This is a genomic window from Methylobacterium sp. WL69, assembly GCF_008039485.1.
Taxonomy (GTDB): domain Bacteria; phylum Pseudomonadota; class Alphaproteobacteria; order Rhizobiales; family Beijerinckiaceae; genus Methylobacterium.
This window is the reverse complement of the sequence record NZ_VRUZ01000003.1, coordinates 1-11,590: the sequence shown is the minus strand read 5'-3', so window position 1 is coordinate 11,590 and position 11,590 is coordinate 1. Positions and strand designations below refer to the sequence as shown.

The window sequence follows — 11,590 nt, the reverse complement described above, 5'->3', positions numbered from 1 at the left end:
TCGCGCCCATGACCATCACGCCTTTCGCGGCCGGCAGCTACAACACCACCCTGAACACGCAGCGCCTGCTCGCGACCAAGGAGAAGCTTGACGGCCTCACCACTCAGCTCTCCACGGGGCGGGTGGCGGAAACCTATGGCGGTCTGGGGGCCGCCCGCACCACGAGCCTGACCGCGCACGCGCAGGTCGCCCGCCTCGACGGGTATGCCGCCAGCATCACCGGCGCCCTCAACCGCATCACCCTCGGATCGGCCAGCCTGCAGAACCTGTCGAAGGTCACGTCGACCACCGTCAGCACCATCGCCACGGGACTGACCAACACGAGCTCATCCTCGGCCCGCGACACTACCCGCACCACGGCGGCGGCCAACCTCGACCTGTTCGTCGATACCCTGAACCAGAACTACGCCGGAACCTACATTTTCGGGGGGCGCGCCACCGACACCCCGCCGGTGGCGTCCGCCGACGCGATCCTCAACGGCGAGGGCACCAAGGCCGGCCTCACCGCGATGATCGCCGAGCGCAAGGCGGCCGACGGGGCCACCGGATCGCCAGGGACGGGCAATCTGAGCATCCCGGCCACCACGACGGCGACGGTCACGATCTCGGAGCCCGCGAACGTCACCGGCGACAACGGCAAGACCGCGGCCGACCGCGCCAATTTCGGCTTCACCCTGGGGACGATCACAAGCTCCAACCCGACCGCGTTCAGCCCCACCGTGGCCGCCGCGGCCGCCGCGCCGACCGTAACCCTGGGATTCGGCACGCAGCCGAAGGACGGCGACGTGGTCCGGGTGAGCGTCAACCAGGCCGATGGCAGCCAGACCTTCGTCGACTACACGGCGCGGACGGCGACGACGGGAGCGACCAACGAATTCGTCATCGGCGCAAATGCCGCCGCGAGCGGGGCCAGCTTGAAGACCGCCCTCGGGACCAGCCAGATCGCGGCCGCCCAGAGTTCGTCCCCGCCCGGCGTCACGGCGACGTTCAATGGCGGGACGGCCGCCAGCACCACCCTGACGGTCAGCAGCACGACGCCGCCCCAGAACGGCGACACCATCACGGTGACCCTCGGCCTGCGCGACGGCACCACGACGACACTGACCCTCACGGCCAAGACCACCACGGACGGCAAGGACCCGTCGGTGTTCCTCATCGACGCCGACCCGGTGGTGACCGCGCAGAACCTGCAGCAGGCCCTGTTCGCGACAACCAAGGCCAGCGCCGGCACCACGCTCTCGGCCTCGTCCGCCGTTCTGGCCGCGAAGGATTTTTTCGCGGGCTCGAAGTCCGACGTGTTCGCGCCCCGCCGGGTGGATACCGCCAAGGGCGGCTTCGCCAGTAACCCGGCCGGCAAGACCGTGATCTGGTACACGGGCGACGAGAGCCTGGCGGACCCGCGCGGGACGGCCACCGTGCAGGTCAGCAGCGGCCAATCCATCGGGATCGGTGCCCAGGCCAACGAGACCGGCATTCGCAATGCCCTGTCGGGCATCGCCGCCCTGGCGAGCGAGGGCTTCGCCAGCACCAAGGACCCCAACGACGCGACCCTCTCGGCCACGGACCGGACCTTGGCGTTGAGCGAGCGCAGCCGCTACACGGCGCTGACCGACCGTGTCCGCTCCGTCCTCACGCCCAAACAGGACGATCAGGGCATCGCCCAGGTGGCCACGGAACTGAGCCTCGCCTCGGCCCAGATCACCAACGCCAAGGCGCAGAACGGCGCCACCCGCGCCCAGCTCCAGAATACCCTCGACGGGACGGACACGATCTCCACCGAGGAAGTCGCGGCCAACCTTCTCGCCGTGCAGAACCAGTTGCAGGCGAGCTATCAGGTCACCTCGATGCTCTCGAAACTAACCCTGGTGAACTACATGTCGTGATCGAAGATTTCAGGATCGGCCTCAGCAGCCCGAGGCCGAAGATCTCGGCATCGATCGAGACGTCGAATTCAAAGTTTGATTGACCTTCGAAATCAACGAACTTCAAGCAGTTACGGGATAGGTACAATTGCGGGCCGATCGCGAGCCGGCACCGTCAAGCGTATGAAGCGCCGAACGCCGCCGTTTGACTGAAGGGACATCTCGTCCGCGAAGTCGCCTGCATCGCGACGAGGCGATGAGCATCCGCAAGGTCGCTGATTGCACCGAGAATGGCGCGCCCTACGGGAATCGAACCCGTGTTTTCGCCGTGAAAGGGCGACGTCCTGGACCGCTAGACGAAGGGCGCTGGTCGGAGCGAGGCCTCTATAGGCGGGATCGGAGGCGGGGGCAACGGGCGTTTCCGGACAAGTTTGTCGCTTGACGAATGGGCCGGTGGCCGGTTTGTCGCGGGAGACAGCGGCGGGCGCGTCCCGCCCGCGCACGACAACAGCGGACGACCCTCATGACCACGCGACGCGACGGCCCGCCGGGCCGGCAGACGAGACGGCCCGGGCCCGGCGGCGACCGGTTCCGGCCCCGACCGGCCGGGCCGGAGGGCGACCACGTGGTGCTCTACGGCTGGCATCCCGTGGCCCAGGCGCTCGCCAACGAGGGTCGGCGCCTGCACCGGCTGCTCGCCACGGAGAATGCCATGGTGCGACTGACGGAGGAGATCGGTCAGCTGCGCATCGATCCCGAACTGGTGCGGCCGAGCGCCATCAACGCGCTCCTGGGACCGGACGCCGTGCATCAGGGCCTCTACCTCGAAGCCGATCCGCTGCCGGGGCCGGATCTCGAAGACCTGCCGGACGACGCGCTGCTCCTGGCGCTCGATCAGATCACCGATCCGCACAATGTCGGGGCCATCGTGCGCACCGCCGCCGCCTTCGGCGTGGCGGGCATCATCACCACGGCGCGCCATTCGCCCACCGCCACCGGCGTCCTCGCCAAGTCGGCCTCGGGTGGCCTGGAGCACGTGCCCCTCGTCGTCGTGCGCAACCTCTCGGAAGCGCTGATCGATCTGGGCAAGCGCGGCTTCACCCGCATCGGCCTCGATTCGGAGGCCGGCACCGACCTCGACACCCTGGGGGCCAAGCGTCCGGCGGTGATCGTGCTGGGTGCCGAGGGCAAGGGCCTGCGCCAGCGCACCCGCGACAATTGCGACGTGCTGGCGCGGATCCCGTTCCGGGGCGAGATCCGCAGCATCAACGTCTCGAACGCCGCCGCCATCACCCTCTACGCCCTCAGCGTCGAGCGCTGAGGGCGCGGCCGCCTCAGCGCCAGAACGGCTTGAGATCGACGAGGTCGGCATGGGCGTCCGCCGCCTTGCCGAGCAGCGCCTTGGTTTCGACCTCGTTGTCGCCCGCCGTGAGACCGGCGGCGAACAGGGTCGGGGCCGGGATCGTGCTGCCCTCCGTGGCCAAGCTGGCCAGAACCTCGTGGGCGGTGGCCATGTCGTTCAGGGCGCCGAGGTGGTCCTGGAGTTCGGACACGGCCTGGACGAAGGCCTTGTGGCGCCGGTGCGGTTTCTTGTCGGTGTAGAGGCTGGCGAAGAACTCGGCCCCGTAGCGCAGCTTCTTGCCTTCGATGCGCACGCGGTGGCGGGCTTCGGCATCGAGGCGTTCGAGGTGGCGGCCGCGCTTGCGGATGCGGCCGCGGATGCGGTCGAGGATATCGGCGGCAAACTCCGCCGCCGGAGCGTCGCGGGCGGGCCCATCGCCCTGCGCATCCCCTTCCGTGCGCCAGGCCCCCGTCTCGATCCAGGCGGCGACATCGAGGATCAGGCTGCGCCAGGCCGGCGATTCGAGGGTGGCGATGACGGCATCGTGCGCCCGGTCGCGCTCGGCTTCCAGGCGCGTGCGCAGGTCGAGGAGACCGGCCTCGTCGGGCCGCTTCTCGAGTTCCGCCGGGAGGGTGGTCTCGAGGAAGACGTCGAGATTGCGCGCCCGGCCGAACGGCTCGGTCACCCGCTTGATCTCGTCGCGCAACTGCGCGGCGGTGGGATCGGGCGCCAGGATCGGCTTGAACAGGGTGAGGGCCGAGCGCAGGCGCCGCAGGGCGACGCGGATCTGGTGCAGGCCCTCCGGGTGGCGGCCGTGGAGGAACACGTCCTCGTTCAGGCGCAGGTGATGCAGGCAGGCTTGGGCGACGGCCCGGAACGCCTCACCGGCCGTGGCATCCGGATTGAGGCGCACGGCACCCGCCTTGCTGGACTTGCGCAGGGTGCCGTCGACGAGGCTCCAGCCCCGGGCGCTCTTGCTCAGGGCACCGAGACGCAGGGGCACGGTCTGGGCGAGCACCTGGGCGAGGCCGAACAGGTCGGCGGGACTGCCCTCGTCGAGTTCGAGCTCGACTTCGCAGAGGGGCACGTCGCCCTCCGGCGTCTCGATGCGCCCCTGATCGAGGGTCGCGGAAATGAGCGAGGCGCCGTGCACGACGAGACGCGTCGTGCGGTCGACCACGGTGGTGAAGACAGGCACGAGATCGGCTTTGGATGCCGCCGCCAGGAGGGCGGGCACCGGCGTCTCCGCCAGAACCGCGAGGTCGGGGGTCTCGCCCGCGATATCGGACTCCCACTCCGCCCGGTCGAACAGGCCCGCGCTCGCGGAGGCCGCCTTCACCGTCTGGATGCGACGGTCGCCCTCCCGGCGCACCCGCAGGGTCAGGCCGCCCTTGCGCAGATCGCCCTTGGCCGTGTCGAAGTAGGTCGAGGTGAGAACCACCGCCTCGGGTGTCCCGTCCGCCCGCAGCAGGGGATGGTTCGCGAGGGCGGCCAGGTCGGCGACCTCGCATTCCAGCTTCAGCTCGATCTCGCGCGGCGTTGTCATGGTCAGTCCTGTTGTGGCGGCCGGGTCGGGAGAGGGCCGAACGGTGGGACCTCAAGACCGTGGTCCCGCGTCCGTTCCCCCATGGGCGGTCGCGCTCTGGCTTGCCAGTATGCGACAGGTGTGGACGGCGGCGCGACCCAGGCGTGCATGATTTTCGTTCGCGGACGCCACTTTGTGGTGTAGCGGAGGGCCATCCGTGCCGGCGTGCGGACAGCAGGACGCCGAAGGTTTGAGTTTGGGAATGACGCGGGACCGGATCAGGGCCGATCGCCTTCTGGTCGAGCGCGGCCATTTCGAGAGCCGGGCCCGGGCGCAGGGCGCCATCGCGGCGGGCCTCGTGCGGGCCGATGGCCGCGTGGTGGCGCGTGCCTCCGACCTCGTCGCACCGGATGCGCGGATCGAGGCTGAGGCGCCGCACCCCTTCGTCTCGCGCGGTGGACTCAAGCTCGTCGCCGCCCTCGACGCCTTCGGGTTCGCTCCGGCTGGGCTGACCTGCCTCGATGTCGGGGCCTCCACGGGCGGGTTCACCGACGCGCTCCTCGGGCGCGGGGCCGCCTATGTCTATGCCGTCGATGTCGGGCGCGACCAGCTGCACGCGTCCCTGCGCACCCATCCCCGGGTGACGAGCCTGGAAGGACGCGACGCCCGCAGCCTCGACGCGGCGACGATCCCGGTGGCGCCGATGCTGGTGGCCATCGACGTGAGTTTCATCTCGCTCCGCCTCGTGGTGCCTGCGGTCGCCACCCTGATGGGGGAGGGGGCGGCCCTGGCCGCACTCGTCAAACCCCAATTCGAGGCGGGCCGCGATCGGATCGGACGCGGCGGCATCGTCCGCGACGCCGCCGTCCACGACGCGGTCTGCGCCGAGATCCGAGACTTCATCGCAGGCGTGGGATTCTCCATCCTCGGCCTGATCCCGTCCCCCGTCACCGGCGGCGACGGCAATCGCGAGTTCCTCATCGGGGCACGCCGGAAAGCAGTTCCATGATCGATTCCCCCGACCTCGTCACCATCGCCAAGCTCGGCGCGCGGGGCGACGGCATGGCCACGGACGGCACGGCGGTGGCCTATGCCCTGCCGGGCGAGCGCGTCGCCATCCGGCGCGAGGGCGTGCGCGGGCAGCTTCTGTCCGTCGAGACCGCCTCGCCGGAGCGGATCGATCCGTTCTGCCCGTATTTCGGAACCTGCGGCGGCTGTGCCGTCCAGCATTGGGCCCCCGAGCCCTACGCCGCCTGGAAGCGGGCGCTCGTCGGTCAGGCCCTGTCGCAATCCGGCCTCGACGCCGAGCCCGAGGCTCTTCGGGACGCCCATGGCGAGGGCCGCCGCCGCCTGACGTTGCATGTTCGGGCCGGTGAATCGGGGGCCCGGGCCGGCCTGATGGCGGCCCGCAGCCACGACCTCGTCGCCATCGACCATTGCCCGATCACCGTGGAGGCCCTCCACCGGGCCCCCGTCGTGGCGACGGCGCTGAGCGCCCCCCTCGGCCATGGGCGCAAACCCCTCGACGTCGCCTTCACGGCCACCGATGCCGGCCTCGACGTCGATGTCCGGGGCCATGGACCCGTCGCCGAGGGCGTCCGCGCCGTCCTCGTGCGTCTGGCCGGTGAGCTGGACCTCGCCCGCCTGTCGCTCCACGGCGAGATCCTGGTCGAGCGCCGCGCGCCCGTCATCGAGGCCGGCGGCATCCGTCTCAGCCCCCCGCCGGGTGGCTTCCTCCAGGCGACGCAGGCCGGCGAGACAGCCCTGACGGCCCTGGTGCTCGCCGCCCTCGATAGGAAGACCAAGCGCGTCGTCGATCTCTTCGCCGGCAGCGGACCGTTCAGTTTGGCCCTCGCCCAACGCTGCGACGTTCACGCCGTCGAGGGCGAGGCGGCGGCGCTGGCGAGCCTCGACCGGGCCGTGCGGGCGACCCCGTCCCTGCGCCGGGTGACCACGGAGCGGCGCGACCTGTTCCGGCGCCCGCTCCTGCCCATCGAGCTCGACGCCTACGACGCCGTGGTGTTCGATCCGCCCCGCGCCGGAGCGCAGGCGCAAGCCGCCCGCATCGCCGAGAGCAAGGTGCCCCTGGTCGTGGGTGTCGCGTGCGATGCCGGCACCTTCGCGCGTGACGCCGCCGCCCTGGTGGCGGGCGGCTACCGCCTGGAGACCGTCACCCCCGTGGACCAGTTCAAGTATTCGAGCCACGTCGAGGTGGTGGGGGTGTTTCGCCGGACCGTCGTGCGCAAGCGCCGTGCGTCCCTGGCGTGATTCCCCCTAGAGAAGATCCGGCTCGACATGCGCGGAGCCTCCCCTAGTTGGCGCCTCATGCGCATCCCGTTGACGATCCTCGGCCTCTCCCTCGCCCTTGCAACGCCGGCCCGGGCGGATCGATGCGGGGATCTCATCGACCGTGTGATGGCGGCGACGGGGGCGACCCTGGTGCGGCGAACCATCGACTTCGCCGAGTTCAAGGCCGCCGAGGATGTCGGCCTGACCCTGGCCTGCGGCGACCTCTCGGCCGTGGGCGCCCAGTTCAAGGGGCCGACCCTGCCGGCGGGCTACTTCGCGCTGTTCGGGCGTGCCGGGCAGGCCATCAACGGGCTCACCGCAGAGGCTATCGCTGAGGCCGGCCGCACGGCACGGACGAGTGCCGAGACCAAGCGCCACAGCAAGGTCGACGCGGGCAAGGCTCTGGTCACCTGCTCGGTCTCAAATTCCGCCGACGGTCCGGTCACGGCCTGCGCGGTCATCGACAAGGACGACCGGACCTGACGCGCAACCGCGACGCCCTCACGACCGCATCGCGAAGACCATGTAGCCGGAGTAGGTAACGGCCGCGGCCATCCAGAGCCAGATTGTGGTGTCCATGGCGCGACGGTAGGGTCATGCTGCAGTGCGGTCGATTGGGCGGGTTGCCGCTGCGTCATCGCACGGTTCATGGCGGTAAGCTCTTCTTAACCATGCGGCGGCGATCGTCCGCCGGCACCACAGCCGACCGGGGAGCCGATGCGCCGTTCGATCCTCGTCCGCTTCGCCGTCCTGGCCACTGGCGTACTGAGCCTCCCGGCTGCTATCCCGCCGGCTAGGGCACAGGAGCCGGCGCTGGAACCGCTTCTCCTGCGCATCAGGCCGCCCGGTGAGACGCCGCGCGACCTCGGCGTCGGATCGGGGGCGATGACGGACGACGAGGTCCGTCAGGCCCGCGCCCGCAACGAGGCGGTCTGGGCACGGGCCGAGCGCCGCGCCCGTATCGCCATCGCGTCGGTCTGCACCGGCTGCCTGCCCGGTCTCCCTCGATCTCCTGGGAGAGGTCTACCGGGCCGATGCCGACGACCTGCCCGAACTCCTGGCCACCATCGCCGAACCGACCCGCTCGAAGCTCGCGGTCTACCTCTACGGCAAGAGCCACATGCACCAGCTCGGCCTCACGGTGGCCCGGGCCTGCGAACGCGACGACCTCGTGCGCGTCGCCGGCGAGATCGGCTCGGTGGTCTTTGGCCAGTCGCGGATGAAGCCGGCCCGGCCCGCCGTCCCGACGGAGGCCGCGCCCGCTCCGGCCCGCAAGATCAGCCTCGCCGGCTCGCCCCCGAAGAAGATCAGCCTGGGCGGGTCCGCCGCGAAGGGCCGCTCGTTCGATTGACGGCGGGGTAACCGCGCACGGAGAAGACAGCATGTACGGTGCGTGGTGGAAGCTGGGTCTCGACGCGACGCTGCTGGCGATGGAATCCCAGCAGGTGATCGGCCTGCGGCTGGCCAAGCTCGCCGCCGGCGGAAGCGGTGCCCAGGCCGAGGCGCACCGCATGGTGAGCGAGAAGATCACGGCCGCCAACGAGGCGGCCCTGCTCATGGCCGCGGGCGGCTCCACCGCCAAGGTGGTCGCCGGATATCGCCGAAAGGTGCGGGCCAATGTCCGGCGCCTGACCAGGGGCTGAGGCCTCCGGGAACGGTTAACCCGGCATTAACCGTCCGCTTTCATCGTCGGCCTCGAATCCACGGGGAGACCGCGATGCATCCTTTCGAGCAACAGGTGCGCGAACGCGCCTACTTCATCTGGGAGGGCGAAGGCCGGGTGTTCGGCCACGCCACCGAGCATTGGCTGCGGGCCGAGCGCGAGTTCTGCGCCGACACGCCCGTCCAGGTCCGTCCGGTGGCCGCCGAGATCAGCTTGGCGCCGAGCCCAGCCCGCGCCCTGAAGCCCAAGGCCGGTGCCCGCAGCGCCGCCGCCAAGGCAGTCGCCGAGACCGCGAAGCCCGCCAAGGCCGCGGTTGCCAAGACCACCAAGACCGCCGCCCCGAAGACGGCCGCAGCCAAATCCGCGACGACCAAGTCGGCGTCCACGAAGTCGGCCTCCGCCAAGGCGGCTTCGGCCACAGCCGCTCCCGCCAAGGCCCCCTCCGCCCGGACTGCGGCGTCCCGCGCCAAGGCGTTCGAGGCCGGAGTGGTCATGCACTGACGGCGTCCCGCGCCCGTTTCCAATGCCCTCGAAGCCCGCCGTTCGAACAGGACGGCGGGCTTCGCCGTTTCGAGCGTCCACACGGGAACAGGCCGATCAAGCGTGACGTTGGGTCACGGAACACTCCCCGTCCGTTGCCGTGCCGCCGGCGACCTTGGCTCCGGCCGCATTCCGCGAGGTCGCTCATGAAGACCCTTCTTCCCACCCTCGTCGCCCTCGCCATCGCCGTCCCCGTGACCGGGCAGGCCACGCCCTACGGCTACGGCACCGCCCCCATCCCGGGCGAGGTCGAGACCGTGGCGGGTGTCGGCGGCCGCGCCCCGTGGAGCCGCCCCTACGAGTACGATTCCGGCAGCGACAACGACCGCCGCCCCGAGTTGCCCTACTACCAGCAGGGCCGCGGCCAGCAGACCGGCGGCCCCGCCCGCAACCTTCTGCCCGACGACGGCCTGCACATCTTCCCGCGCTGAGGCAGCACATCTTCTAGGCGGAGACGGAACGACGGAGCACGCCGACCGTTCGCGCAGCATCGACGGTTCGGCCGGCGCGTCCCGTCCGGACGCGCGCCCTGTCCGTCGATACGGGGCAGGACACATGGCGTCAGCGGTCAGGGCGGTGATCTTCGATATCGATGGGACGCTCCTCGACAGCGTCGATCTCCATGCCCAGGCCTGGGTCGAGGCTTTCGCGCATTTCGGCATCGAGACGGAGCACGCGAAGGTCCGCAGCCAGATCGGCAAGGGCGGGGACCAGTTGCTTCCCGTCTTCGTCGACCGGGACCGGGTGAAGCGCGAGGGCAAGGCCATGGAGGCCTACCGCTCCGACCTGTTCAAGCGGAACTTCCTCGACAAGGTCCGGCCGTTCCCGGGCGTCCGCCCCCTGTTCGAGCGGATCAGGACCGAGGGCCAGACCATCGCGCTGGCCTCGTCCGGCAAGGCCGACGAGGTCGCGCATTACAAGGAGCTTCTGGACATCGCCGACCTGGTTTCGGTGACTACGACATCGGACGATGCCGAGCGCTCGAAGCCGTTTCCCGACATCTTCGCGTCGGCGCTTGCCAAGCTCGCCCCCCTGAACGCCTGGGACAGCCTCGTGGTCGGCGACACCGCCTACGATGTGCAGGCCGCGGCCAAGGCTGGCCTGCCGACCATCGGTGTCCTGTGCGGCGGAGTCTCGGAAACCGAACTGCGCACGGCCGGGTGCGTCGCCATCGCGTCGGACCCGCAGGATCTGTGCGACCGCTACGGCGAATCGCCCCTGGCCCGGTGAAGCGCCCCGCCGGAACCGTGTGCTTTCCCACACATGGATATCCACGCATTTCCGACGAATACGGCCAGTCGGGCGATAAATTCCATGCCGGCTATGGATAGGCGGCAAAAAGGGGTGGCGCCGCGCGATCCCATGGCGTAGCGAGCCGCGCGGGATTAGCCTGAACACAGCGACGGATTCGCGGACCCATGCTCCAGCCGGCCCTTTCGAGCGAGACCACCCAGTTTCCCTGCGAGCAGACGCCGCTTCAGGACCTGATCGCCGCAGCGGTTCAGGACCGTTCGACACCCATCAGCCGCCTCCTGCGTCTGATGTCTGCCCTCGACGCCGATGCGACCGCCAACCAGAACCTGCGCCATCAGCTCCGCGCCAGAATCGGTGCTCCCCTGAGCGCCTGAACGTCCCGGCGCAGGATCAGCCGGGGTCGCGGCCGAGCTTGGCCGAGCGGGTCTTCAGGGCATCACCCAGCCGCAGCGGCCCTCGTCCCGAACCGTAAGGCACTCGAACGGTGCGCCGCCGATCATCGCCCGCTGCTCGGCGGCACCGACCCGGTCACGCGGAACCAAGCGGCAGGCCGGATGCCGGGAGAGGCGCGCCAGGGCGGCCATGTGGTCCATGGCACCGTCGCCCATCAGCAGGCGAAGCCCAACGAGGGTCTCGCAGGCGATGATCGGCCGTGCGGACTCCGGCGCGGCGGCCGCGGCCCCGGCCAGCAACAGGACTGCGCCGCCCAAGGCACCAATGGCATGTTTCATCGCGGCGTTTTTTCCTGTCCGCCCTTGTCCGGCGCGCTCTTGCCCGGTGCAGCCTTACCGGTATCGGGCTGGGCCCGGCGTCCCGGACGCGCCTGCTCGGCCGGCGTCACGGACCCGGCGACGGTCCACTGACACACGCTTGTTGTCCGAATCGTGACGCAATCGTAGGCACTTCCGTTGAGGGCGGCATGGTCGGCGAGCGCCGTCACGGCCTCGCGGCCGAGAATCGAGCATCCCAGATGGTCCGCCTTGTCGTCGGACAGGTGGGTCGCCGCCTTGGCGGGATCGTTGCCGGTCTGGCGCAGGAGGAGGCGCAGATTGGCGAGCGACGCGCAACCGATCACGGCGGGCGCCGCCGGGGCCGCGACGGGGGCGGGGGCGGCC

14 protein-coding genes and 1 tRNA gene are annotated in these 11,590 nt (G+C 70.3%); 11 read left to right on the top strand and 4 right to left on the bottom strand.

Going from position 1 to position 11,590, the window contains the following annotated elements:
* Nucleotides 1-8 precede the first annotated feature (8 nt).
* The gene (locus FV218_RS01605) at nucleotides 9-1,883 is read left to right on the top strand and encodes a hypothetical protein (protein ID WP_147708458.1); all 1,875 of its coding nucleotides are present in this window, start codon (nucleotides 9-11) and stop codon (nucleotides 1,881-1,883) included.
* A 270-nt stretch (nucleotides 1,884-2,153) separates the two neighbouring features.
* Here FV218_RS01605 and FV218_RS01600 read toward each other — a convergent pair.
* Nucleotides 2,154-2,229 (bottom strand) — tRNA-Glu (locus tag FV218_RS01600).
* Nucleotides 2,230-2,385: 156 nt separating this feature from the next.
* Between FV218_RS01600 and rlmB the strand changes: the two genes are divergently transcribed.
* Nucleotides 2,386-3,183, top strand: coding sequence for a 23S rRNA (guanosine(2251)-2'-O)-methyltransferase RlmB (gene rlmB / locus FV218_RS01595; RefSeq protein ID WP_056094537.1), 798 nt, complete (start codon nucleotides 2,386-2,388; stop codon nucleotides 3,181-3,183).
* 13 nt (nucleotides 3,184-3,196) lie between these two features.
* On the opposite strand, the gene FV218_RS01590 is transcribed toward rlmB, so the two are convergent.
* On the bottom strand, nucleotides 3,197-4,750 hold the full coding sequence (locus FV218_RS01590; RefSeq protein WP_056094535.1) for a CYTH and CHAD domain-containing protein: 1,554 nt from the start codon (nucleotides 4,748-4,750) through the stop codon (nucleotides 3,197-3,199).
* A gap of 241 nt (nucleotides 4,751-4,991) precedes the next feature.
* On the opposite strand from FV218_RS01590, the gene FV218_RS01585 reads away from it, so the two are divergent.
* The 9 genes from FV218_RS01585 (at nucleotide 4,992) to FV218_RS01545 (ending at nucleotide 10,849) form a co-directional block, all read left to right on the top strand.
* Entirely contained in the window at nucleotides 4,992-5,738 is a 747-nt protein-coding gene (locus tag FV218_RS01585; RefSeq protein WP_056094533.1) for a TlyA family RNA methyltransferase, read from the top strand.
* Nucleotides 5,735-6,997, top strand: coding sequence for a methyltransferase (locus tag FV218_RS01580; RefSeq protein WP_056094531.1), 1,263 nt, complete (start codon nucleotides 5,735-5,737; stop codon nucleotides 6,995-6,997). The genes FV218_RS01585 and FV218_RS01580 overlap by 4 nt, the downstream gene beginning before the upstream one ends.
* 27 nt (nucleotides 6,998-7,024) lie before the next feature.
* The gene (locus FV218_RS01575; protein WP_246684945.1) at nucleotides 7,025-7,501 is read left to right on the top strand and encodes a hypothetical protein; all 477 of its coding nucleotides are present in this window, start codon (nucleotides 7,025-7,027) and stop codon (nucleotides 7,499-7,501) included.
* A 637-nt stretch (nucleotides 7,502-8,138) separates the two neighbouring features.
* Complete coding sequence (locus FV218_RS23050; RefSeq protein ID WP_246684944.1) at nucleotides 8,139-8,369, top strand: hypothetical protein; 231 nt, start codon at nucleotides 8,139-8,141, stop codon at nucleotides 8,367-8,369.
* Nucleotides 8,370-8,400: 31 nt separating this feature from the next.
* Nucleotides 8,401-8,661: a hypothetical protein gene (locus FV218_RS01565; RefSeq protein ID WP_147708456.1), complete on the top strand. Its 261-nt coding sequence runs from the start codon at nucleotides 8,401-8,403 to the stop codon at nucleotides 8,659-8,661.
* Nucleotides 8,662-8,735: 74 nt separating this feature from the next.
* Nucleotides 8,736-9,182, top strand: a complete 447-nt coding sequence (locus FV218_RS01560) for a DUF2934 domain-containing protein (protein WP_147708455.1) — start codon at nucleotides 8,736-8,738, stop codon at nucleotides 9,180-9,182.
* Between the two features lie 185 nt (nucleotides 9,183-9,367).
* The gene (locus tag FV218_RS01555; RefSeq protein WP_056094515.1) at nucleotides 9,368-9,652 is read left to right on the top strand and encodes a hypothetical protein; all 285 of its coding nucleotides are present in this window, start codon (nucleotides 9,368-9,370) and stop codon (nucleotides 9,650-9,652) included.
* A gap of 124 nt (nucleotides 9,653-9,776) precedes the next feature.
* Nucleotides 9,777-10,451 carry an HAD family hydrolase gene (locus FV218_RS01550; protein ID WP_147708454.1) on the top strand — a complete coding sequence of 225 codons (675 nt, stop codon included), beginning with the start codon at nucleotides 9,777-9,779 and terminating at the stop codon, nucleotides 10,449-10,451.
* Nucleotides 10,452-10,639: 188 nt separating this feature from the next.
* The gene (locus FV218_RS01545) at nucleotides 10,640-10,849 is read left to right on the top strand and encodes a hypothetical protein (RefSeq protein WP_056094509.1); all 210 of its coding nucleotides are present in this window, start codon (nucleotides 10,640-10,642) and stop codon (nucleotides 10,847-10,849) included.
* A 54-nt stretch (nucleotides 10,850-10,903) separates the two neighbouring features.
* Here FV218_RS01545 and FV218_RS01540 read toward each other — a convergent pair whose 3' ends face one another.
* Both FV218_RS01540 and FV218_RS22590 read right to left on the bottom strand, forming a co-directional pair.
* Nucleotides 10,904-11,206, bottom strand: a complete 303-nt coding sequence (locus FV218_RS01540) for a hypothetical protein (protein WP_246684943.1) — start codon at nucleotides 11,204-11,206, stop codon at nucleotides 10,904-10,906.
* On the bottom strand, nucleotides 11,203-11,590 hold a 388-nt coding region (locus FV218_RS22590), incomplete at its 5' end, for a hypothetical protein (RefSeq protein ID WP_187272933.1). The genes FV218_RS01540 and FV218_RS22590, both read right to left, overlap by 4 nt.

Coding starts and splice junctions, on each gene's coding strand:
- FV218_RS01575 (WP_246684945.1), top strand. CDS start 7,025: ATGCGCGGAGCCTCCCCTAGTTGGCGCCTCATGCGCATCCCGTTGACG.
- FV218_RS01545 (WP_056094509.1), top strand. CDS start 10,640: ATGCTCCAGCCGGCCCTTTCGAGCGAGACCACCCAGTTTCCCTGCGAG.
- FV218_RS01580 (WP_056094531.1), top strand. CDS start 5,735: ATGATCGATTCCCCCGACCTCGTCACCATCGCCAAGCTCGGCGCGCGG.
- FV218_RS01590 (WP_056094535.1), bottom strand. CDS start 4,750: ATGACAACGCCGCGCGAGATCGAGCTGAAGCTGGAATGCGAGGTCGCC.
- FV218_RS01550 (WP_147708454.1), top strand. CDS start 9,777: ATGGCGTCAGCGGTCAGGGCGGTGATCTTCGATATCGATGGGACGCTC.
- FV218_RS01605 (WP_147708458.1), top strand. CDS start 9: ATGACCATCACGCCTTTCGCGGCCGGCAGCTACAACACCACCCTGAAC.
- FV218_RS23050 (WP_246684944.1), top strand. CDS start 8,139: ATGCACCAGCTCGGCCTCACGGTGGCCCGGGCCTGCGAACGCGACGAC.
- FV218_RS01555 (WP_056094515.1), top strand. CDS start 9,368: ATGAAGACCCTTCTTCCCACCCTCGTCGCCCTCGCCATCGCCGTCCCC.
- FV218_RS01565 (WP_147708456.1), top strand. CDS start 8,401: ATGTACGGTGCGTGGTGGAAGCTGGGTCTCGACGCGACGCTGCTGGCG.
- FV218_RS01560 (WP_147708455.1), top strand. CDS start 8,736: ATGCATCCTTTCGAGCAACAGGTGCGCGAACGCGCCTACTTCATCTGG.
- FV218_RS01585 (WP_056094533.1), top strand. CDS start 4,992: ATGACGCGGGACCGGATCAGGGCCGATCGCCTTCTGGTCGAGCGCGGC.
- rlmB (WP_056094537.1), top strand. CDS start 2,386: ATGACCACGCGACGCGACGGCCCGCCGGGCCGGCAGACGAGACGGCCC.
- FV218_RS01540 (WP_246684943.1), bottom strand. CDS start 11,206: ATGAAACATGCCATTGGTGCCTTGGGCGGCGCAGTCCTGTTGCTGGCC.